This window comes from Streptomyces sp. PTL18 (assembly GCF_059510295.1).
The window spans coordinates 121,741-141,745 of record NZ_JCAJZO010000014.1; the positions used below are offsets into that span (position 1 = coordinate 121,741).

A 20,005-nucleotide genomic window follows, 5' to 3' on the forward strand; every position below is an offset into this window, starting at 1 on the left:
GCACCGCCCTCACTTGGCGTCCGCGTAGCACTCCACCACCGCCGTCGTGAACGGGATCCGTACCGGTGTCTCGCCGAACGTCAGCCGCATCGCCAGGTCCGACGCCTCCTGGATGGCCGCGGCCACCGCCTCCGCCTCCTTCGCCGGGCAGTGCACGATCACCTCGTCGTGCTGGAAGAAGACCAGTTCGGCGGCGAGGTCCGCGCAGGCGCGGCGGAGCGCGGCGAGCATCAGCAGCGCCCAGTCGGCGGCGCTGCCCTGCACCACGAAATTGCGCGCGAAGCGGCCCCGGGCCCGGGAGTCGGTGGAGGCGTACCCCGGCATCCACTGCTGGGGCGCCCCGGTCGGGGCCGGTGCCGTGTCCTCCTGCGGAATGCCCGCCTCCTCCGCCGCGTCGTCGGACGCCCCGGCCGCCGGCGGCGACGTACGCCCCAGCCAGGTGCGCACCAGCCGGCCCTCCTCGCCGGCGCGGGCGGCGTCGTCGACATGGGCGACGGCCTTCGGGAAGCGGCGGCGCAGCGCGGCGAGGTTCTTCAGGCCGTCACCGGACGTCTGGCCGTAGATCGCGCCGAGCACGGCGAGCTTCGCCTGGGCGCGGTCGCCGGAGAACGCCCGGTCCGACACCGACTGGTAGAGGTCGGCGTCGCGGCCGGCGACCTCCATGAACGCCGGGTCCCGGGAGACCGCGGCCAGGATGCGCGGTTCCATCTGGGCGGCGTCGGCCACGACCAGCCGCCGGCCGGGGTCGGCGACCACGGCACGCCGGATGACCTTGGGGATCTGCAGGGCGCCTCCGCCGTTGGTGACCCAGCGTCCGGTGACCGTGCCGCCCGGCAGGTACTCGGGGCGGAAGCGGCCGTCGCGCACCCAGGCCTGGAGCCAGGACCAGCCGTGGGCGACCCAGATGCGGTACAGCCTCTTGTACTCCAGGAGCGGCTCGACCGCGGGGTGGTCGACGGAGCGGATCTCCCAGCGGCGGGTGGAGCGCACCTTGATCCCGGCCTGGGCGAACGCCTTGACGACGTCGGCGGGCAGGTCGGGACGGACCCGGCGGCCGAAGGCGGCCGACACCTCCTCGGCCAGCTCCGCCAGGCGCCGGGGCTCGCCCCCGCCCGCGTACCGCTCGCCGAGCAGCTCGTGCAGCAGTTCGCGGTGGACGTCCGCGCGCCACGGCAGGCCGGCGTGGTGCATCTCGGCGGCCACCAGCATGCCGGCCGACTCGGCGGCGGTGAGCAGCCGCATGCGGTCCGGGTGCGTGGCGGTCTCGTGCCGTCGCTGCTGGTCCGCGTAGACCTCGACGAGGTCCTTGAGGGGGACGTGGACGGGGCTCGGCTCGAACAGGGAGGACTGCGCGCCGGGCTCGGCGGAGCGCGCCGGCGGATCGGGCGGTACGGGGCCGCCGCGCAGCCGGGCCAGGGCGGCGGCGGCCGACCGGGGCTCGCCGAGGCGTCCCTCGTGGCCGAGGAGGAGGGCCTCGGCGGCCTCGACGTCGTAGCAGCGGTCGACTCGCACCCCCGTGGCGAGCAGACGTGGCTGGACGTCGGCGGTGGACCGCCACACCCACCGGGTGACCTCGGGCCGCGTGCGCACGGCCCGGGCGAGGTCCTCCTCCTTGACCACGGGCCCGGCGAGCAGCCCGTCCGGGCCGAGGGCGGCGACCTCCACGCCACCGTCCCCGGCCGGAGCGAGAGCCCAGCGCCCGGTCATGCTGCGAGTGTGGCAGGGGGGTCTGACAACGGCGCCGACCTGCCGGAACGCCCGTTCAGTCCGTCTTCTCGCGGGCCTTGAGGGCCTCGGTGATCTCGGTCAGCTCCTTCCTGACGTTCTCCTCGGCCGTCGCCTTGGCGAGGCCGAGACCGCTGAGCGGGCCCTCGCCGTTCTCCAGCTCGAGAAGCGCGAGGAGGATGTGCTCGGTGCCGATGTAGTTGTGGCCGAGGCGGAGGGCCTCGCGGAAGGTCAGCTCCAGGGCCTTCTTGGCGGCGGGGGCGTACGGGACGAGTTCCGGGACGTCCTCGGCACGGGCCGGAAGCGCCGCGGTGGCCGCCTCGCGGACCGCGTCGAGGGAGACTCCCTGTGCGGTGATCGCCTTGGCGGCGAGCGCCTCGGGCTCGCCGAGGAGTCCCAGCACGAGGTGGGCGGGGACGGTTTCGGCGTTGCCGGCCTCCTTCGCCGCGTTGTGCGCGGCCACGACCACGTTCCGCGCGCGCGGGGTGTAGCGGCTGAAGCCCTGGCTGGGGTCGAGGTCCGCGGACTCCTTGGGCACGAAGCGCTTCTGGGCCGCCTGCCGGGTGACGCCCATGCTCTTGCCGATCTCGGTCCAGGAGGCGCCCGAGCGCCGGGCCTGGTCCACGAAGTGGCCGATCAGGTGGTCGGCCACGTCCCCGAGGTGCTCCCCGGCGATCACGGCGTCCTGGAGCTGCTCCAGGGCGTCGCTGTGGACCTTCTTGATGGCGTCGATGAGGTCGTCGAGACGCAGGTTCGCTGAGATGTAGGGATTCACCGTCATGTGTCAACCTTAGGTTGACGCCTGGGGGAGCGTCAACCCGAAGTTGACAGTTGCCCGCCAACGGTGCGCCCGTGCCGACGTCAGGGCCGGACACGCCCCCGGGGCGGCGTCCGTGTCACGATCGCCCGTGTGAGTACGACGACCACCGTGGACCGCGCCCTGCGGGCCGCCCTGTACGACGACACCGACGCCGCCCTCGACACCGACGCCGCCCTCGACACCGGCGCCTCCCTGCTCGCCGCAGACCCGGCGGCCGACGGCGAACTCGCGCGGCGCGGGCAGGAGTTCGTCGCGGCGGCCTGGCGGCGCGGCTGGCAGCCCGCCGACGTGGTCCGCTTCGTTCGCCGCGAACTGGGCGGGGCGCACCTACGGCTCGTGTCGCGGCTGATCCTCGGCGAGGCGGGGGACCGGCCCGCCCCCTCGTCGCGCTGGGCCGCCCAGTTGAGGGAACTCGAGGAACCCGACGGGGAAGCGCCGTGCGTCCCCGACCGTTTCTCCCACGCCACCGCCGTCCTCGAGCTGTACCGCCTGCTGCTCCGCCTGCCCGTCCTCGAACCCCTCGACGAGCCCCGGCCCTCCGCCACCCCGCGGCAGCCGGAGTCCCGCATGCTCACCCGTATCCGCGCCCTGCTCGCCAAGGCGGAGGCGACCGGATACCCGGAGGAGGCCGAGGCGCTCAGCGCCAAGGCACAGGAGCTGATGGCACGGCACAGCATCGACGAGGCGCTGCTCGCGGCCCGTACGCACACCGCGGACGCGCCCGGCGCCTGCCGCATAGGCGTCGATCCGCCGTACGAGACGGCCAAGGCGGTGCTCCTGGACGCCGTGGCCGCCGCGAACCGCTGCCGGGCCGTGTGGCACGACGCCCTCGGCTTCTCCACGGTCATCGGATTCGAACCCGACCTGGAGGCCGTCGAACTCCTCTACACCTCGCTGCTGGTGCAGGCCACCACCGCCCTGACGAAGGCGGAGGCGGCGCAGCGCAAGGGCGGCCGGAAGCGCACGAAGACGTTCCGGCAGTCGTTCCTGGCCGCGTACGCGCACCGCATCGGCGACCGGCTCCGCGCCGCGGCCGAGGGCGCGGAGGGTCAGGTGGCCGACGGTGAGGGCGAGTTGCTGCCGGTGCTCGCCGCCCGGGACGTCGCCGTCGCGGACCGTATGCAGCAGATGTTCCCCGACACGGTCACCACCCGGCTGCGCGGCGTCAGTGACGCGGCCGGATGGGAGCAGGGGGCCGCGGCCGCCGACCGCGCCCAGGTCACGGGACGGCCCCGGCTCCCCTGAACCGTCGCGTCAGTCGCCGGCGACCTGGATCGGGCTCACCGACGCCTCCGGGATCCTGCCGCCCTTCAGCGCGACCTCCCCGTACGGCCACGGGTAGCTTCGCGCGTCACCGGCGCCCGGGACGGTGATCCTCACGTTCTTCGCCGCGGCGCTGTCCGTGCCGCCGGCCTTCCCGCGTACGTAGGTGATCGTGAAGGTCGCCGTGTCGCCCTTCTGCAGCGTCACCTTCTCCGGGTTCGCCCCCTCCTGGTCGGGCACCTTCCAGCCGGTGTCGCCGCCGGTCAGCTCGATGCCCGGAAAGCCGTCGAAGGCGCACGGCCGACTGCCGTCGTTGGTGAGGGTGACCGGGACGTTCCCGGTGTCGCCGGCGGTGGTGGCGGCGTTGGCCGGGCCGACCTCGACGCCGAGGGTGCACTCGGCGGTGTTCCTGCTCTTGCTCTTGCCGCCGGCGCCGCTGCGGTCGGCGCCGCCGCTCTCGCTGCTGCTGTCACAGGCGGTCAGCGCCAGGGCCGCGGTGAGCGCGGTGACGGCGAGACGGACGGGAAGGGCGCGCATCGGGCTCCTCGAATTCGTGATGGTCCTCAGGGATCATCACGCAGGCGTGCGGTCCCCTGTCGCGCGCCCTCCGCTCACCGCGCGGTCCTTCGGCCACGGTCGTCGGATTCGCCCCGTATGCCACTCCGTGATTCCGGCGTGACGGGCCCCGCCGGGAAGGGGCGGTGCCGCAGCGGGAGGCGGGGCGTCACGACCCCGCGCCCGCCGTGGGGAACCCGCTCGGAAACCTGCCGCCCTCCGCCTTGGTGTAGGTCTCCGTACCGGCGCCGCCCTGCCAGGTCACCTTCATGGTGCCGGAGTTGACCGAGTCGACCATGCCGGTGCTGCGGTTCTTGCTGCCGTCGGTGCACTTGAGGTGGATCATCTGCATGCCCGCCTCCTCGCCCGCCGTCCCGCTGCACACGGTCCCGCCCGTGGCGAACAGCCCGGCCTGCCTGCCGTTGATCACCAGGGCCACGGCCTTGCCGCCGGCCGTGGCCAGCCAGCTCCCCTCCAGCTTCCCGGCCCTCCCGCCCGGGGAGGCGGAGCTGCCGCCGCTGCCCGCGGAAGCCGTCGGCGAGGACGCGTCGGGCGTGGCCGACGTGCCGCCGCCCGAGTCGCCGGACCCGCTGCTGCACCCGGTCAGCACGAGCGCGGCCGCACAGCCCGTGGCCGCGAGTACGACGCGGGCCTGCCGGCGCGTGACATGGATCGCCGTGGTCACTGAAGCCTCCCAGGGGCCGATGACGTCATGGGGACGGCCGCAGGCAAGCTACCAGGACGCCGTGCGCATCCCCGGCACAAGCCCGGCGTGCGCTTGCTCACGCGGTCTCCCATGACGCCGGGCCCGTTGGCACGTGGATCCGTTCGGGCGCATGGGTAGGGGATTACCTACGTTTGACGCGTAGGACGACTCCTACTTATTGTGCGCCCATGACCATCACGCACGCCTCCTTCGTCACCCTCCCCGTCACCGACCAGGACCGCGCCCTGCGCTTCTACACCGACGTCCTCGGCTTCGAGGTCACCGCGGACCTGGACCTGCCGCAGGGCCGCTGGCTCCAGGTCGCCCCCAAGGGCGCCCAGACCGTCTTCACGCTCTCCGGGCCGGGAATGGGTGATTTCGAGCCCGGCACCGCCCGGGGGATCATGTTGGTCACGACCGATGTCGACGCCGACTGCGCACGCCTCGCCGGGGCGGGGGTCTGCGTGCAGGGCCCGGACGACCTTCCCTGGGGCCGGATGGCGTCCTTCCGGGATCCGGACGGCAACGGTCTGATGCTGCTGACGGAGGCTGACCGATAGGAAGACGGCCATGACAACGACCGGGGCCGGGGCGGGCGCCGCCGCCGAGGACCGTGTCTTCGCCGCGCTCGCCAATGCCACGCGCCGCCAGGTACTGCATCTGCTGCGGGAGGAGGGTCCGCAGCCCGTCCAGGCCCTGGCCGACCACTTCGCCATGCGCCGCCCGAGTCTGTCGGAGCATCTGAAGGTGCTGCGCGAGGCCGGTCTCGTCTCCGAGCGGCGCTCCGGCCGGCAGCGCATCTACCGCCTTCGGGCCGCGCCGCTCGCCGACGTGCAGGACTGGCTCCATCCGTACGAGCGGTTCTGGCGCGAGGCGCTGAAGGACCTCGGCGATCTGCTCGACCGCATGCCGGACGATGGCCGGCCATGAGCACCGCAGACGACGACGATCTCACCACCGTCCGTGTCGAGCAGTTCCTGCCGCATCCGCCCGCCAAGGTCTGGCGCGCGCTCACCGAGCCCGCTCTGCTCGCCCAGTGGCAGATGCCGGGCGACGAGGACTTCCGGCTGGAGGTCGGCCACCGCTACACGATGACCTCGGTGCCGCGACCCAACGCGCGCTTCTCCGGCACCGTCGAGGTGCGGGTTCTCGCCTACGAGCCCGAACGGATGCTGCGCGTCCGCTGGGCCGACGCCGACCCGGCCCATCCCGCGGACTGGACCATCACGTGGACGTTGGAACAGGAAGGCCGTGGAACGCGTCTCTTCCTAGTGCACGAAGGGTTCGACCCGGACGACCCGGCACAGATGACGGCGCGGAAAATCATGCACGGGGGCTGGAGTTCGCATGTGATGCGAGCTCTGGGGCAGGCGCTTGACCGGTTGTAGCCGGACCGCGGTCGGAGCGTAGTCAAGGAACTGTAAAAGCTGTAACCGCAGGACCACCCCCCGTGCACGTGCATCTGCTCCTGCATCCGCACGTGAACGCGGCTATGATCCGGGGCAGTTGACCGCTGCATCAATGGCCATACCAGCCACTGCACCACCCGGGGAGCGACCTGTGGACCACTACGTGTGCGACGTGGACGACGTGTACAACGGCATGGCTGCGACGGAGCTGCAGGTGGCCTGGCAGAAGAGCCGGCACAGCAACTCCCAGGGGTCCTGCGTGGAGTTCGCCCGGCTGCCCGGCGGGGAGGTCGCGGTGCGCAACTCGCGCTTCCCCGACGGGCCCGCGCTGGTCTACACCCGCGCGGAGATCCAGGCGATGCTGCTGGGCATCAAGGACGGTGAGTTCGACCATCTGATCGCGTGACCCGCCGCACCGGCGTGCACCTCGGACGGATCAGCGGTCGGCGTCTCCCGTCACGGCGGGGCAGGGGCGGTGGCGCGCTGGAACGCGCGCGTACGCAACAGGCGAAGCCTGCGGCGCGCTTCGGGCGCCGCAGGCTGCAACACGCGTAGAACTCGGGCACCCGAAAGCGCCCGGGGACGTCACTCCGGACACACCTGCCCCGGCGGCAGCCGGAACAGCGCCCAGACCACCTTGCCGCTCAACGTGCCCGCCAGCGGGTGCCAGCCCCAGCTGTCGGCGAACGACTCGACGAGGAACAGCCCGCGGCCCGACTCGGCCGAACAGTCCTCCGAGTCGCCCGGGACCGGACTGCCGTGACTGGGGTCCCGCACGGCGCACACCAGACGCGTGCTCCAGCGCATCAGGTGCAGCCGCACCGGCGGGTCCTGTTCGCAACCGCGCTGGTGGGCGACGGGCAGGCCGTGGCGCAGCGCGTTGGTCACGAGTTCGGAGACCACGAGGCAGATGTCGTCGAAGCGCTCGCCCACATCCCACTGCCCGAGGGTGCTCCGGGCGAACCGCCGTGCCTCGCGCACCGCTTCGAGGCGGGCGGGCAGGACACAGGAGGCGGCGCTGGACACGGCCGCGGGGTCGAGCGGCGGAAGTCCCTGCCGTAAGGGCTCGAGCATGGTCGATCCATTCGTCCCCATGCGAGGCACTCCCGGGTGTCGCGGTCGTGGCGATGCAGCGGTGGCGCGGAACCATGGTTTCGGATGAGCCAAGCAGATGCAAGGGCAGATGCACGTGCACGCGCCGGAATTGGCCGATCCCGTACTGATTTCCCCTTATTTCTTCGGTCACTTTCTTCCCTCGTGCTTGCCTGTCCCCACCTCCCCCTGCGTCTCATCATTGACTCCTTTCCATTTCTGTAACCGCACGAGTACAGCTCGGAGTGTTTTAGTGGCAGACTGCGCGGTCTGAGGGACGTTGGGGAGGCTGACGAAGTGAGCGCTGGGGACTCGAGCGGTTCGGTGGTGCGGCGCATTCTGCTGGGATCCCACCTCCGGCGCCTGCGGGAGGCGCGCGGCATCAGCAGGGAGCAGGCCGGCTACTCGATCCGCGCCTCCGAGTCGAAGATCAGCCGCATGGAGTTGGGACGGGTGAGCTTCAAGGCGCGGGATGTCGAGGACCTGTTGACGCTGTACGGGATCACCGACGAGGTCGAACGCACCTCCCTGCTCTCTCTCGCGAAGGAGGCCAACGTCGCGGGGTGGTGGCACAGTTACTCCGACGTCCTGCCCAACTGGTTCCCGACGTACGTCGGTCTCGAGGGCGCGGCCCATCTGATCCGGTCCTACGAGGTCCAGTTCGTGCACGGCCTGCTGCAGACCGAGGCGTACGCGCACGCCGTGGTCTCCCGGGGCATGAAGGGCGCGAGCACCGAGGACATCGACCGCCGGGTGGCGCTGCGCCTGGAACGGCAGAAGTACCTCGTGTCGGAGAACGCCCCGCAGTTCCACGTCGTCCTCGACGAGGCCGCCCTGCGCCGCCCCTACGGCGACCGCCGGGTGATGTGCGGCCAGCTGCAGCATCTGATCGACATCTCCGAGCGTCCCAACGTACGCCTGCAGGTCATGCCGTTCAGTTTCGGCGGGCACTCCGGCGAGAGCGGCTCCTTCACGATCCTCAGCTTCTCCGAGTCCGACCTGTCCGACGTGGTCTACCTGGAACAGCTCACCAGCGCCCTCTACCTCGACAAACGCGAGGACGTCACCCAGTACGAGGCCGCGATGAAGGAACTGCAGCAGGACAGCCCCGGCCCCGACGAGAGCCGCGATCTGCTGCGGGGGCTGCTCCAGCTTTCCTGAGAGCCTACCGGGAGTATCCCCAGGAGCCCTCCAACTCGCCGCTGCCGCAAGTACGATGACGCCCGATCAGCCGTGACCTGAGCGCGGGTGCGGAAAAGGGTGTCTGCTTCGGCTGCCAAGGGATTGAGGGATCACATGTCGTCGTCCTACTTCACCGATCTGGCTCGGCAGTACATCGGCGGTGAGTGGCGCCCGGGCACCGGCTCCTGGGACATCATCGACTTCAACCCGTACGACGGCGAGAAGCTGGCGTCGATCACGATAGCCACGGTCGAGGAGGTCGACGAGGCCTACCGCGCCGCCGCGGCCGCGCAGAAGGAGTGGGCCGCCACCAACCCCTACGCCCGCCGCACGGTGTTCGAGAAGGCGCTGGCGCTCCTGGACGCGCGCGAGGCCGAGATCACCGAGGCGATCATCGCCGAGCTGGGCGGCACACGGCTGAAGGCCGCCTTCGAGCTGCACCTCGCCAAGGAGTTCCTGCGCGAGTCGATGCAGCTGATGCTGCGGCCCGAGGGCAAGATCCTCCCCTCGCCCGCCGACGGCAAGGAGAACCGCCTCTACCGGGTGCCCGTCGGCGTGGTCGGCGTGATCAGCCCCTTCAACTTCCCGTTCCTGCTGTCGATCAAGTCGGTCGCCCCGGCGCTCGCCCTCGGCAACGGCGTCGTCCTCAAGCCGCACCAGGACACACCGGTCGTCGGCGGCTCCCTGGTCGCCAGGATCTTCGAGGACGCGGGGCTCCCGGGCGGACTGCTCAACGTCGTGATCACCGACATAGCGGAGATAGGCGACGCGTTCCTCGAGCACCCGGTCCCGAAGGTCATCTCCTTCACCGGCTCCGACAAGGTCGGCCGCCATGTCGCCACCGTCTGCGCCGCCCACTTCAAGCGCTCGGTCCTGGAACTCGGCGGCAACAGCGCCCTGGTGGTCCTGGACGACGCGGACGTCGACTACGCGGTCGACGCGGCCGTCTTCAGCCGGTACGTGCACCAGGGCCAGGTCTGCATGGCCGCCAACCGCGTCCTGGTGGACCGCTCGCTGCTGGCGGAGTTCACCGAGAAGTTCGTCGCCAAGGTGAAGTCCCTGAAGGCGGGCGACCCGCGCGACGCGGAGACCGTCATCGGCCCGGTCATCAACTCCTCACAGGCGGACGCGATCACGGGCGTGGTGCAGCAGGCGATCGACGAGGGCGCCACGGCGCTGGTGCACGGCGCCACCACCGACAACCTGGTCGAGCCGACCGTCCTCACGGACGTCCCGGCCGACTCCCCCCTCCTGCGGCAGGAGATCTTCGGCCCGGTCGCGCTCCTCATCCCCTTCGACGGCGAGGAGGAGGCCGTCCGCCTCGTCAACGACACCCCGTACGGCCTCAGCGGCGCCGTCCACACCTCCGACGTCGAGCGCGGTGTGGCCTTCGCCCAGCAGATCGACACGGGGATGTTCCATGTGAACGACGGCACGGTCCACGACGAGCCGCTGGTCCCGTTCGGCGGCGAGAAGCACTCGGGCATCGGCCGTCTGAACGGCGAGACGACGCTGGACGCCTTCACCACGCTGAAGTGGATCTCCATCCAGCACGGGCGCAGCGCGTTCCCCTTCTAGCCCCCTTCTCGTCCCCCAAAAGAAGCAACGACGGGCCCTTGCGGACAGAAGTCGACCGCAAGGGCCCGTAGCGTCGTCGTTGTCAGGGAGAACCGGACCGACGAAAGGCGGCACCCATGGTCATGCACGTACGAGCCGAGGCCCAGGGGGACGAGCGAGGGGCGCTGCTGTCGTTCCTGGAGGAGCAGCGCGGCGGGATCCGCCGGGCGGTGCTCGGGCTGACGGAGGAGCAGGCCAGGAGCCGCCCGAGCGCGAGCGAGCTGTCCCTGGGCGGCCTGCTGAAGCATGTCGCCGAGGTCGAGCAGACCTGGATCGCGCGCGCCAAGCAGGAGCCCCCCGCCGTCCGCCGCGACGAGTCGAACTGGCACGAGTGCTTCCAGCTCATCGGTGACGAGACGGTCGACTCGCAGCTCGCGTGCTGGGAGAAGATCGCGGCCGAGACGGAGGAGTTCCTCCGCGCGGTGCCGAGCCTCGACGACACCTTCCCGCTGCCCGACGACCCCTGGTTCCCGCCGGGCGAGCGGGTCTCGATGCGCTGGCTGATGCTCCAGCTGATCCGCGAGACGGCCCGGCACGCGGGGCACGCGGACATCATCCGGGAGTCCCTCGACGGCAGGACGGCGTTCGAACTGGTGGCCATGGCACAGGCGGGGTGAGCCACCGTGCGGAAGTGCGTGGTGGGTGCCCGGCGGGGATCCGACGGGCACCCACAGCCGCTCAGTGGTGGAAGCTCGTGGCCGCCTCCTTGTCGCGGGTCAGCGGGTGCGGCTGGTGCCTGAGTTCGGGCAGCAGGCGGGTCAGGTCCTCCAGGAAGAGGTCGGCCAGGTCCGTCGAGAAGCCATTGCGGCACACGACGCGCAGGACGGACAGATCCTGCCGGTTGGCGGGGAAGCTGTAGGCGGGCACCAGCCAGCCGTACTCGCGCAGCCGCCGCGAGACGTCGAACACGTCGTAGGCCTCCACCTCCGGAGCCGTCGTGAAGGCGAACACCGGCAGTTCGTCGCCCCGGGTGAGCAGCCGGAAGTCGCCGAGCGACTCCACCCGCTCGGCGAGGCCCCGCGCCACGTTCCGCGTGGTCTGCTGGACCGCCCGGTACCCTTCCCGGCCCAGCCGCAGGAAGGTGTAGTACTGCGCGGCCACCTGGGCCCCCGGCCGGGAGAAGTTGAGCGCGAAGGTCGGCATGTCGCCGCCCAGGTAGTTGACGCGGAAGACGAGTTCCTCGGGCAGGGCCTCCTCGTCCCGCCACAGGGCCCAGCCCACGCCCGGGTAGACCAGGCCGTACTTGTGCCCGGAGGTGTTGATCGACGCGACCCTCGGCAGCCGGAAGTCCCACACCAGGTCCTCGTCGAGGAACGGCGCGATCATGGCTCCGGAGGCCCCGTCCACGTGCACGGGGATGTCCAGCCCGGTGCGCTCCTGAAGGTCGTCGAGGGCCGCGCACAGCGCCCCGATCGGCTCGTAGGACCCGTCGAAGGTGGAGCCGAGGATGCCGACGACCCCGATCGTGTTCTCGTCGCACAGGTCCGCCGCGGCCTGCGGATCGATGTGGAACCGGTCGCCCTCCATGGGCACCTGGCGCGCTTCGACCTCCCAGAAGTTGCAGAACTTCTCCCAGCAGACCTGCACGTTCACGCCCATCACCAGGTTCGGACGAGCCTCCCTGGACGGGTAGCGGTCCGCGTTCCGCCGCGCCCAGCGGCGTTTCAGCGCCATCCCGGCGAGCATGCACCCCTCGCTCGACCCGGTCGTCGAACAGCCCACGGCCGACTCCGGGTCCGGCGCGTTCCACAGGTGGGCGAGCATCGCCACGCAGCGGCGCTCCAGTTCGGCGGTGCGCGGGTACTCGTCCTTGTCGATCATGTTCTTGTCGCGGCACTCGTTCATCAGCACGCCGGCCTGGGGCTCCATCCAGGTGGTGACGAAGGTGGCGAGGTTCAGCCGCGAGTTGCCGTCCAGCATCAGTTCGTCGTGGACGAGTTGGTAGGCGGTCGTGGGCAGCATCGGCGCCGCGGGCAGCCGGTGCCTGGGCGGTGCCTCGGTCATCTCGACGACCGGATTGGCCTCCCCGTAGAAGGGGTTCATCGACCTCGGGCGCTCGTCGGGCTTCCCCGGACCTGTGTGGAGCGGCATGGCGTGGCGTCTCCCATCGCGTAGGCGGAGCTGGTGATGCGTCGGTTTCCTTGTCTGCCGGTACCGATGGTTCAACGAATCATGGTTCCGTCGCGCGAGGCGCACCCTTGCACCTCACGCGACGTGAGGGACGAGGCTGAGGCGCGTACCAGAAGGGAGCGGAAGTGAGCTACTCGGTGGGCCAGGTGGCCGGCTTCGCCGGTGTGACCGTGCGCACGCTGCACCACTACGACGAGATCGGCCTGCTCACCCCCAGTGAGCGGACGTACGCCGGTCATCGGCGCTACAGCGACGCCGACCTCGACCGGCTGCAGCAGATCCTGTTCTACCGGGAGCTCGGCTTCCCGCTCGACGAGGTCGCGGTCCTGCTCGACGACCCGGACGCGGACCCGCGCGCGCACCTGCGCCGCCGGCACGAACTGCTGACCGCCCGGATCGAGAAGCTGCAGAAGATGGCCGCGGCCGTGGAACACGCCATGGAGGCACGCAGGATGGGCATCAACCTCACACCCGAGGAGCGGTTCGAGGTCTTCGGGGACAAGGACCCCTTCGACGAGGGGTACGCCGAGGAGGCGCACCGGCGCTGGGGCACCACGGAGGCGTGGGCCGAGTCCCGGCGCCGCGCCGCCCGCTACACCAAGGAGGACTGGAAGCGCGTCAAGGCCGAGGCCGACGACTGGCAGGAGCGGTACACCGCCCTGGTGGCCGCCGGTGAGCCGGCCTCCGGCGAGGCGGCGATGGACCTGGCCGAGGAGCACCGGCAGCACATGAACAGGTGGTTCTTCGAGGTCCCGTACGAGATGCACCGGTGCTTCGCCGAGATGTACGTCTCCGACGAGCGCTTCAAGGCGTACTACGACTCCATGCGCCCGGGCCTCGCGGAACACCTCAGGGAAGCGATCGTGGCGAACGCGGCCCGCCACGAGGGGTGAACGGCCGAAGGGGAGGGGGCGTACAGCCGTGACCGCGTTCCCGCACAGTGCACTGCGGGGACACCGGGGGAACCTGCCGGGGACACTGTGCGTTGATAACTTTGTCCGGCCAGTGCCTGCGTGTCGGCCGCCCCAGGTCGCCGTACGTGCGTCCCCTCACCCCTCAGGAGCCCGGAACCGTGACGACGCTTGCCCTCGGACCGAGCTGGCTGGATCCGAACCACCTGCTCAACTCGTTCGGGATCTGGGGTCTGCTCCTGGTGGTCTTCGCCGAGTCGGGCCTGCTCATCGGCTTCTTCCTGCCGGGTGACTCGCTGCTGTTCACCTGCGGCCTGCTGATCACCGCGGGGACGATGAAGTTCCCGCTGTGGGGAGCGGTCGCCCTGATCTGCCTCGCCGCGATCCTGGGCGACCAGGCGGGCTACATGTTCGGCAAGAAGGTCGGCCCGTCGCTCTTCAGGCGCCCGGACTCCCGCCTGTTCAAGCAGGAGAACGTCACCAAGGCGCACGAGTTCTTCGAGAAGCACGGCCCCAAGTCCCTGGTGCTGGCCCGCTTCGTGCCCATCGTGCGCACGTTCACGCCGATCATCGCCGGCGTCAGCGGCATGAAGTACCGCTCGTTCCTGGTGTTCAACGTCATCGGCGGCGTCCTGTGGGGCGCGGGGGTCACGCTGCTGGGCTCCTGGCTGGGCAATGTGGAGTTCGTCCACAAGAACATCGACCTGATCCTGGTCCTGATCGTCCTCGTCTCGGTGATCCCGATCGGCATCGAGTTCCTGCGCGCCCGCGCCCAGTCGAAGAAGATCCCGCCGCAGCCCCGGCCGCAGGACCGGAACCAGCCCTGGCAGCAGTCCCAGCCCCCGGTCATGGACGACGCGACGACCCAGCTGCGCCGGATACCCGCGGACCACCCCTATCCGCAGCACCACGGCAGCCGGAACCAGGGCTACGACCACCCGCAGCAGCAGTACGCCCAGCAGCAGTACGCCCAGCAGCAGTACCCGCGGGACCAGTACGCCCAGGACCAGTACGCCCAGGACCAGTACCCCCAGCAGTTCGGGCAGCAGACTCCCCAGGAGTACCAGCAGCCGCAACAGCAGTACCCCTACAACCAGTCCTACTAGAACTGCGCGCGTCCCCTGACGCTCACCGCCCGGCGGTGCTCAGAACCCCCGAGTTCGCTTGGCGGCCCGGCGCCCCCCGGCGGACCCGAACCGCAGGAACAGCCGGGAGATCTCCGAACCCAGGTTCACCCCGATCGCGATGGCCATCGCCAGGGACACCGCGTTGGCCAGCGACACCAGTCCCTTGTCGACGTTGTTCTGGGCGATCGACAACAGCCCGAAGTACGTGGCGGAGCCCGGCAGCAGCGGCCCGATCGCCGCGGTCGTGTACGGCAGCGCGGACGCGAAGCGGTAGCGCGACAGCAGCTGCCCGAAGAGGCCCACCAGCCCGGCCGCGACGGCCGTGGAGGCGACCGGCGACAGCCCGCCCGGGTAGTGCAGCGCGCCGTACACGATCCACGCGACGCCGCCGTTGAGGGTCACCCACAGCACGCTGGACCGTTCCTGCTGGAGCAGCACGGCGAAGGTCAGCGACAGCAGCATCGACGCCACGATCTGCACGACGGGACGCTCGGCGAGGTGCAGGGCCGCGTTCGGGTCGAGATCGGCGCCCAGCTTCACCCCGAAGTAGAGGACCACCAGGACGCCGGCGACGATCCCCACGAAGAAGTACATGACCTCCAGCAGGCGCGCCGCGGCGGTGATGTAGAAGCCGGTCAGCCCGTCCTGCACGCCCGCCACCAGGGCGCGCCCGGGCAGCAGCGCGAACAGGCCACCGGTGATCACCGCGGACGCGGCCACGGGCACATGGGCCAGCGTCAGCGCGACCCCGATCGCGGCCGGTGGCGTCGCGGCCACCGCGAACTGGTAGAACTCCGGCAGCCCGCGCCCCGCGCACAGCCACGCCAGCCGGTCGCCGAGCATCGCGCCCAGCGCTGCCGCGACGAACACGATCAGATCACCGCCGACGAGCACGGAGGCCGCACCGGCGAGCAGTCCGCTCGCCCCGGTCAGTGCCCAACCGGGGTAGGGGTGTCGGTTGCGGCGGATCTCGGCGAGGCGCCGGTAGGCGTCCTCCAGGGAGATCGACGTCTCCGGGTCGGTCAGGTCGTCCACCAGCCGGAACACGGCCTGCAGGCGGGTGTAGTCGGTGCCCCGGCGGCGTACCGTCCGCGCGGCCGATACCGGGTCGTCCACCAGGGACGGCTGGTAGGAGATCGACAGCAGCGTGAAGGTGACGTTCGGCTCGCAGCGGTCGAGGCCGTAGGACCGGCAGACCGCGAACATCGCCGCTTCCACGTCCTCGGCGCCCTCGCCGCCCGCCAGCAGCAGTTCGCCGATGCGCAGGGTCAGGTCGAGCACGCGCGGCACGGCGGGGCCCGACTCGCCGACCTTCTGCACGGGCTCCGGTGCGGGCCGCTCGGTCACCGGCATGCGCAGCATCGCGCGCATGCGGTCCTGCCAGGGCGCCTCCATGGTGAGCCGCACCGCCGGTATACCGGAGGGCGGTGTGAAGGCGGGCGGGGCGCTGCGGGCGCTGTAGGTGCTCGGCGGGCTGAACGCGGAACCCTCCGGCTCGGCGGCGGGCGGCTGCTGTACCTGGAGACCCTCCGGGAGGGCGAACTCCGAGGTCGTCTCGGAGTCGGCACCGGCCGCCGGCACCTCCAGGCCCTCGGGGACGGCGAACTCGGACGTCGTGGAGGACTCCCCGCCGACCGCCGTCGACGCGCCCACGCCCGTGGGGACGCTTGCGGGGACGGCGAAGCCCCGGGCCGTGGCGGACCCGCTCCCGCCTCGCCCGTCGGGCGCGAACGCGCCCCTCGCCTCGTCCGACCGCGGCTTGCGGTCCTCCACGTCCGGCTCCGCCACCTGCTTCTGCCTGCCCTTTCCCGCGCGCGTGCCCCGTAGGTACCTCCTGTGCGCCTCAGTATGCGCACGTACGCCAGCGGGCCGCGTCACCCGGAAGGGTTCACGCGGCCCGCTGGAGGTCGGGAGAGGTCAGTGACCGCCGTGGTCCTTGAAACGCTTGTACGAGCGCTCGATCTCGGCCTCGGCGTCCGCGCGGCCCACCCAGTCGGCGCCCTCGACGGACTTGCCGGGCTCCAGGTCCTTGTAGACCTCGAAGAAGTGCTGGATCTCCAGGCGGTCGAACTCGGAGACGTGGTGGATGTCCCGCAGGTGCTCCACGCGCGGGTCGGACGCCGGCACGCACAGCAGCTTGTCGTCGCCGCCCGCCTCGTCCGTCATCCGGAACATGCCGATGGCGCGGCACTTGATGAGGCAGCCGGGGAAGGTCGGCTCCTCCAGGATGACCAGAGCGTCCAGCGGGTCGCCGTCCTCACCCAGGGTGTTCTCCACGAAGCCGTAGTCGGCCGGGTAGCTGGTCGAGGTGAAGAGTCGACGGTCGAGGCGGATACGACCGGTCTCGTGGTCCACCTCGTACTTGTTCCGCGAACCCTTAGGGATCTCGATCGTGACGTCGAACTCCACCGGTGGCTCCTCCATGATCAGCACATAGTTCTGGTGGTTAAGTGTCCCTCACGCAGGAGTGTGATCGCGAAAGGGGCTGGTCGTAGTGCCGGAGCTGGGGCCTTGGCGGGCCGCGGGACCACGTGTCGCACGAGTCGCGCAGGCTGTGAAACCGCACCTCACACGCGTGGCCCGGACCGTGCACCCCCATACCCGGAGGATCACCGCGGCCGCCCGACCTGGTGTGAGGCGAATCACGCGGCTGGTGAAACCGCACGTCGCGCGGGTCACGCGCGCCCTACGCCCGTCCTCCGGGGGGCTGACGAACCCGCAGCTGGCGGCCGTCGCCGCCGCCATGGGCCTCGCGCTCGCGGCCGGGGCCGTGACCGCCGCCGGTCCCTGGGACTCCTCCGGCCAGCGTACGGCCGAGCGTGAACGCGCCGCAGCGTGGGACCGCGAGGGTGGCACGGATCACGGGACCGGCACGGCGGCCGCCGCGCCCGCTCCCGCCCCGAGCGCTGCCTCCGTGCTCGTCGCCCTCGGCGGCGCCACCACCAAGTCCGCCCCCGACGGCAAGCCTCTCGCCGCCGTACTCGACCCGCTCCTGCGCGCCCCCTCCCTCGGCACCCGGCGCAGTGCCGCGGTCGTCGACGTGACCAGCGGCAAGCGCCTGTACGCCAAGGGCGCGGACGACGCGCTGACCCCTGCCTCGACCACGAAGATCGCCACCGCCGTCGCCGCGCTCTCCGCGGTGGGCGCCGACCACCGCTTCACCACGCGCGCGGTGCTGGAGCCCGGCGGCGACCACCTGGTGCTGGTCGGCGGCGGCGACCCGACGCTGACCGCCCGGAAGCAGACCGGGGGCTGGGCGAGCCTGCGCACCCTGGCGGACGAGACGGCGGCGGCCCTGAAGAGCCGCCACCTGGCCTCGGTGACCCTCTCGTACGACACGTCCCTGTTCACCGGCCCGGCCCTGCACCCCATCGGCGTCAACGACAACCTGGCCCCGGTCACCGCCCTCGCGGCCGACGAGGGCCGCCTGGACGACACCTCCAGCGGGCCGGCCCCGCGCGCCTCGGACCCGGCGGCCGACACGGCCCGGGCGTTCGCCCGGCTGCTCCAGGGCCACGGCATCAGGACCTCGCAGCCCGGCCCGGCCACGGCCACCGCCCGCGCCGAGGCGCTGGCCTCCGTGCAGTCGCCGCCCCTGTCCGCCGTCGTCGAGCGGATGCTCACGAACAGCGACAACGACATCGCCGAGGCCCTCGCCCGCCAGACCGCCCTCGCCACCGGCGGCCGGCCGAGCTTCGACGGAGGCGCGGCCGCGGTCGCCGGCCAGGTGAAGAAGCTGGGTCTGCCGGTCGGCGGCGCGCAGTTCCACGACGGCAGCGGCCTCGACCGCGACGACAGACTGACCGCGGATCTTCTGACGTCCCTGCTGGGGACCGCCGCCTCCCCGTCCCACCCGGAGCTGCGCGTCGTCCTCACGGGCCTGCCGGTGGCGGGTTTCACGGGCACGCTGAGCGACCGGTACGCGGACGCCGCCGAGCGCTCGGGCGTCGGACTGGTACGCGCCAAGACGGGGTCCCTGACCGGCGTCAACACGCTCGCCGGAACGGTGGTCGACGCGGACGGCCACCTTCTGGCGTTCGCGTTCCTCACGGAAGGGTCGATGGATCACACCTCGGCGAGAACGGCCCTGGACCACGCGGCGGCGGCACTGGCGTCCTGCGGCTGCACCTGACGGCCGCACACCGCTGTGCCCCGGCCACGGCTCGCCCCGGCCGGCCTCCGTCGACACTGCCCTGAGCGGCAGCGCTCACGTACCGTTGACACATGACGAGCATCGGTGGTGCCGGATCTCCTGGGATGGTCGACTGGAATCTCGCGGTGGCGACCGCGACCCGGCTCGTGCGGCCGGGCCCCGACGTGAGCCGCGACGAGGCCCGGGCCGTCGTCGCCGAGCTGCGCCGCCACGCGAAGGCCTCGGAGGAGCACGTCCGGGGCTTTACCCGTATGGGTGAAGAGGGTGTGCACGACACCCCGGTCCTCGTGGTCGACCGCCCCGGCTGGGTCCGGGCGAACGTCGCCGGGTTCCGGGAGCTCCTCAAGCCGCTGCTCGACAAGATGTCGCAGCGGCGCGGCGGTACGCCCGGCGGGGCCGTCCTCGGTGCCGTCGGCGGCAAGGTCACCGGCGTGGAAGTGGGCATGCTGCTGTCGTTCCTGTCCAGCCGGGTCCTCGGTCAGTACGAGACCTTCGCCCCGCCCACCCGCGAGCTGCCCGCGGGGGAGAACGGCGGTGGCCGCCTGCTGCTGGTCGCGCCGAACATCGTGCACGTCGAGCGCGAGCTGGACGTGGATCCGCACGACTTCCGCCTCTGGGTCTGTCTGCACGAGGAGACGCACCGCACGCAGTTCACCGCGGTGCCCTGGCTGCGCGACCACCTGGAGGGCGAGATCCAGGCGTTCCTGGGGGAGACCGACATCGATCCCATGACCGTCCTGGAGCGCATCAGGGAAGCCGTCCAGTCGCTCGCCGGGGGCCGCCCGGAGGGGGAGGAGGGCGACGACGGGCGCTCCCTCGTGGAACTCGTGCAGACGCCCGCCCAGCGGGAGATCCTCGGCCGGCTCACCGCGGTGATGTCGCTCCTGGAGGGACACGCCGACTTCGTGATGGACGGTGTCGGGCCGGAGGTCGTCCCGAGCGTCGCCGAGATCCGCGAGAAGTTCCAGCAGCGCCGCGCGCGGGGCGCCTCCCGCCTGGATCTCGCCCTGCGCAAGCTGCTGGGTCTGGACGCCAAGCTCAGGCAGTACCGCGACGGCGAGCGGTTCGTGCGAGCGGTCGTCGAGCAGGTCGGCATGGACGGCTTCAACCGTGTGTGGACCTCGCCGAACACCCTCCCGACCAAGGCGGAGATCGCCAAACCGGCGGACTGGGTCGCACGGATGCACCGCAGGGCGGAATCGTGAGCCCGGAGTGCAGAGTCGTGTATCCGGAGTGAAGTAATCCGGCCGTCGGCAGGTGAACGCTCCGCCAATCACCCGTCCGAGGGACCGTGAGCCTGGCACAGGCGTGCAAT

Annotated in this window: 20 protein-coding genes; 12 read left to right on the forward strand and 8 right to left on the reverse strand. The window is 71.3% G+C overall.

Features of this window, described 5'->3' with window-relative positions; genetic code table 11:
* Positions 1-9 precede the first annotated feature (9 nt).
* Together AC5WS8_RS24945 and AC5WS8_RS24950 are read right to left on the reverse strand one after the other, a co-directional pair.
* The gene (locus tag AC5WS8_RS24945) at positions 10-1,707 is read right to left on the reverse strand and encodes a bifunctional 3'-5' exonuclease/DNA polymerase (RefSeq protein WP_496105689.1); all 1,698 of its coding nucleotides are present in this window, start codon (positions 1,705-1,707) and stop codon (positions 10-12) included.
* A 55-nt stretch (positions 1,708-1,762) separates the two neighbouring features.
* A complete protein-coding gene (locus tag AC5WS8_RS24950; RefSeq protein WP_496105690.1) occupies positions 1,763-2,506 on the reverse strand; it encodes a Clp protease N-terminal domain-containing protein in 744 nt (247 codons plus the stop codon).
* 129 nt (positions 2,507-2,635) lie between these two features.
* Between AC5WS8_RS24950 and AC5WS8_RS24955 the strand changes: the two genes are divergently transcribed.
* The gene (locus tag AC5WS8_RS24955; protein WP_496105691.1) at positions 2,636-3,790 is read left to right on the forward strand and encodes a DUF2786 domain-containing protein; all 1,155 of its coding nucleotides are present in this window, start codon (positions 2,636-2,638) and stop codon (positions 3,788-3,790) included.
* 9 nt (positions 3,791-3,799) lie between these two features.
* Here the strand turns inward: AC5WS8_RS24955 and AC5WS8_RS24960 are convergent, their stop codons facing one another.
* Positions 3,800-4,345: a DUF4232 domain-containing protein gene (locus tag AC5WS8_RS24960; protein WP_496105692.1), complete on the reverse strand. Its 546-nt coding sequence runs from the start codon at positions 4,343-4,345 to the stop codon at positions 3,800-3,802.
* Between the two features lie 187 nt (positions 4,346-4,532).
* Entirely contained in the window at positions 4,533-5,048 is a 516-nt protein-coding gene (locus AC5WS8_RS24965) for a hypothetical protein (protein WP_496105693.1), read from the reverse strand.
* Positions 5,049-5,257: 209 nt separating this feature from the next.
* Here AC5WS8_RS24965 and AC5WS8_RS24970 point away from each other — a divergent pair, with 209 nt between their 5' ends.
* The 4 genes from AC5WS8_RS24970 (at position 5,258) to AC5WS8_RS24985 (ending at position 6,884) form a co-directional block, all read left to right on the forward strand.
* A complete protein-coding gene (locus tag AC5WS8_RS24970) occupies positions 5,258-5,629 on the forward strand; it encodes a VOC family protein (RefSeq protein ID WP_496105694.1) in 372 nt (123 codons plus the stop codon).
* Between the two features lie 10 nt (positions 5,630-5,639).
* The gene (locus AC5WS8_RS24975; RefSeq protein ID WP_496105695.1) at positions 5,640-5,999 is read left to right on the forward strand and encodes an ArsR/SmtB family transcription factor; all 360 of its coding nucleotides are present in this window, start codon (positions 5,640-5,642) and stop codon (positions 5,997-5,999) included.
* The gene (locus AC5WS8_RS24980; protein ID WP_496105696.1) at positions 5,996-6,457 is read left to right on the forward strand and encodes an SRPBCC family protein; all 462 of its coding nucleotides are present in this window, start codon (positions 5,996-5,998) and stop codon (positions 6,455-6,457) included. Before AC5WS8_RS24975 ends, AC5WS8_RS24980 begins: the two co-directional genes overlap by 4 nt.
* A 172-nt stretch (positions 6,458-6,629) precedes the next feature.
* Complete coding sequence (locus tag AC5WS8_RS24985; protein ID WP_496105697.1) at positions 6,630-6,884, forward strand: DUF397 domain-containing protein; 255 nt, start codon at positions 6,630-6,632, stop codon at positions 6,882-6,884.
* A gap of 179 nt (positions 6,885-7,063) precedes the next feature.
* Here AC5WS8_RS24985 and AC5WS8_RS24990 read toward each other — a convergent pair whose 3' ends face one another.
* On the reverse strand, positions 7,064-7,552 hold the full coding sequence (locus AC5WS8_RS24990) for an ATP-binding protein (protein ID WP_496105698.1): 489 nt from the start codon (positions 7,550-7,552) through the stop codon (positions 7,064-7,066).
* A 342-nt stretch (positions 7,553-7,894) separates the two neighbouring features.
* Here AC5WS8_RS24990 and AC5WS8_RS24995 point away from each other — a divergent pair, with 342 nt between their 5' ends.
* The 3 genes from AC5WS8_RS24995 (at position 7,895) to AC5WS8_RS25005 (ending at position 10,986) form a co-directional block, all read left to right on the forward strand.
* A complete protein-coding gene (locus tag AC5WS8_RS24995; protein WP_496105758.1) occupies positions 7,895-8,731 on the forward strand; it encodes a Sco1979 family transcriptional regulator in 837 nt (278 codons plus the stop codon).
* Between the two features lie 135 nt (positions 8,732-8,866).
* Complete coding sequence (locus AC5WS8_RS25000; RefSeq protein ID WP_496105699.1) at positions 8,867-10,330, forward strand: aldehyde dehydrogenase family protein; 1,464 nt, start codon at positions 8,867-8,869, stop codon at positions 10,328-10,330.
* A gap of 116 nt (positions 10,331-10,446) precedes the next feature.
* Positions 10,447-10,986: a DinB family protein gene (locus AC5WS8_RS25005; protein ID WP_496105700.1), complete on the forward strand. Its 540-nt coding sequence runs from the start codon at positions 10,447-10,449 to the stop codon at positions 10,984-10,986.
* A gap of 61 nt (positions 10,987-11,047) precedes the next feature.
* On the opposite strand, the gene gad is transcribed toward AC5WS8_RS25005, so the two are convergent.
* On the reverse strand, positions 11,048-12,460 hold the full coding sequence (gene gad / locus AC5WS8_RS25010) for a glutamate decarboxylase (RefSeq protein WP_496105701.1): 1,413 nt from the start codon (positions 12,458-12,460) through the stop codon (positions 11,048-11,050).
* 164 nt (positions 12,461-12,624) lie between these two features.
* Between gad and AC5WS8_RS25015 the strand changes: the two genes are divergently transcribed.
* Positions 12,625-13,392 carry a MerR family transcriptional regulator gene (locus AC5WS8_RS25015; protein ID WP_496105702.1) on the forward strand — a complete coding sequence of 256 codons (768 nt, stop codon included), beginning with the start codon at positions 12,625-12,627 and terminating at the stop codon, positions 13,390-13,392.
* 179 nt (positions 13,393-13,571) lie between these two features.
* Complete coding sequence (locus tag AC5WS8_RS25020; protein WP_496105703.1) at positions 13,572-14,516, forward strand: DedA family protein; 945 nt, start codon at positions 13,572-13,574, stop codon at positions 14,514-14,516.
* 39 nt (positions 14,517-14,555) lie between these two features.
* On the opposite strand, the gene AC5WS8_RS25025 is transcribed toward AC5WS8_RS25020, so the two are convergent.
* Positions 14,556-16,325 carry a threonine/serine exporter family protein gene (locus tag AC5WS8_RS25025; protein ID WP_496105704.1) on the reverse strand — a complete coding sequence of 590 codons (1,770 nt, stop codon included), beginning with the start codon at positions 16,323-16,325 and terminating at the stop codon, positions 14,556-14,558.
* Between the two features lie 129 nt (positions 16,326-16,454).
* Positions 16,455-16,946, reverse strand: a complete 492-nt coding sequence (locus AC5WS8_RS25030; protein WP_496105705.1) for an inorganic diphosphatase — start codon at positions 16,944-16,946, stop codon at positions 16,455-16,457.
* A gap of 76 nt (positions 16,947-17,022) precedes the next feature.
* Between AC5WS8_RS25030 and dacB the strand changes: the two genes are divergently transcribed.
* Both dacB and AC5WS8_RS25040 read left to right on the forward strand, forming a co-directional pair.
* Positions 17,023-18,669, forward strand: coding sequence for a D-alanyl-D-alanine carboxypeptidase/D-alanyl-D-alanine endopeptidase (gene dacB / locus AC5WS8_RS25035; RefSeq protein ID WP_496105759.1), 1,647 nt, complete (start codon positions 17,023-17,025; stop codon positions 18,667-18,669).
* A 92-nt stretch (positions 18,670-18,761) separates the two neighbouring features.
* A complete protein-coding gene (locus tag AC5WS8_RS25040) occupies positions 18,762-19,895 on the forward strand; it encodes a zinc-dependent metalloprotease (RefSeq protein ID WP_496105706.1) in 1,134 nt (377 codons plus the stop codon).
* Positions 19,896-20,005: the final 110 nt, after the last annotated feature.

Coding starts and splice junctions, on each gene's coding strand:
- AC5WS8_RS24970 (WP_496105694.1), top strand. CDS start 5,258: ATGACCATCACGCACGCCTCCTTCGTCACCCTCCCCGTCACCGACCAG.
- AC5WS8_RS25040 (WP_496105706.1), top strand. CDS start 18,762: ATGACGAGCATCGGTGGTGCCGGATCTCCTGGGATGGTCGACTGGAAT.
- AC5WS8_RS24980 (WP_496105696.1), top strand. CDS start 5,996: ATGAGCACCGCAGACGACGACGATCTCACCACCGTCCGTGTCGAGCAG.
- AC5WS8_RS25000 (WP_496105699.1), top strand. CDS start 8,867: ATGTCGTCGTCCTACTTCACCGATCTGGCTCGGCAGTACATCGGCGGT.
- AC5WS8_RS24960 (WP_496105692.1), bottom strand. CDS start 4,345: ATGCGCGCCCTTCCCGTCCGTCTCGCCGTCACCGCGCTCACCGCGGCC.
- AC5WS8_RS24950 (WP_496105690.1), bottom strand. CDS start 2,506: ATGACGGTGAATCCCTACATCTCAGCGAACCTGCGTCTCGACGACCTC.
- AC5WS8_RS24990 (WP_496105698.1), bottom strand. CDS start 7,552: ATGCTCGAGCCCTTACGGCAGGGACTTCCGCCGCTCGACCCCGCGGCC.
- AC5WS8_RS25005 (WP_496105700.1), top strand. CDS start 10,447: ATGGTCATGCACGTACGAGCCGAGGCCCAGGGGGACGAGCGAGGGGCG.
- AC5WS8_RS24945 (WP_496105689.1), bottom strand. CDS start 1,707: ATGACCGGGCGCTGGGCTCTCGCTCCGGCCGGGGACGGTGGCGTGGAG.
- gad (WP_496105701.1), bottom strand. CDS start 12,460: ATGCCGCTCCACACAGGTCCGGGGAAGCCCGACGAGCGCCCGAGGTCG.
- AC5WS8_RS24975 (WP_496105695.1), top strand. CDS start 5,640: ATGACAACGACCGGGGCCGGGGCGGGCGCCGCCGCCGAGGACCGTGTC.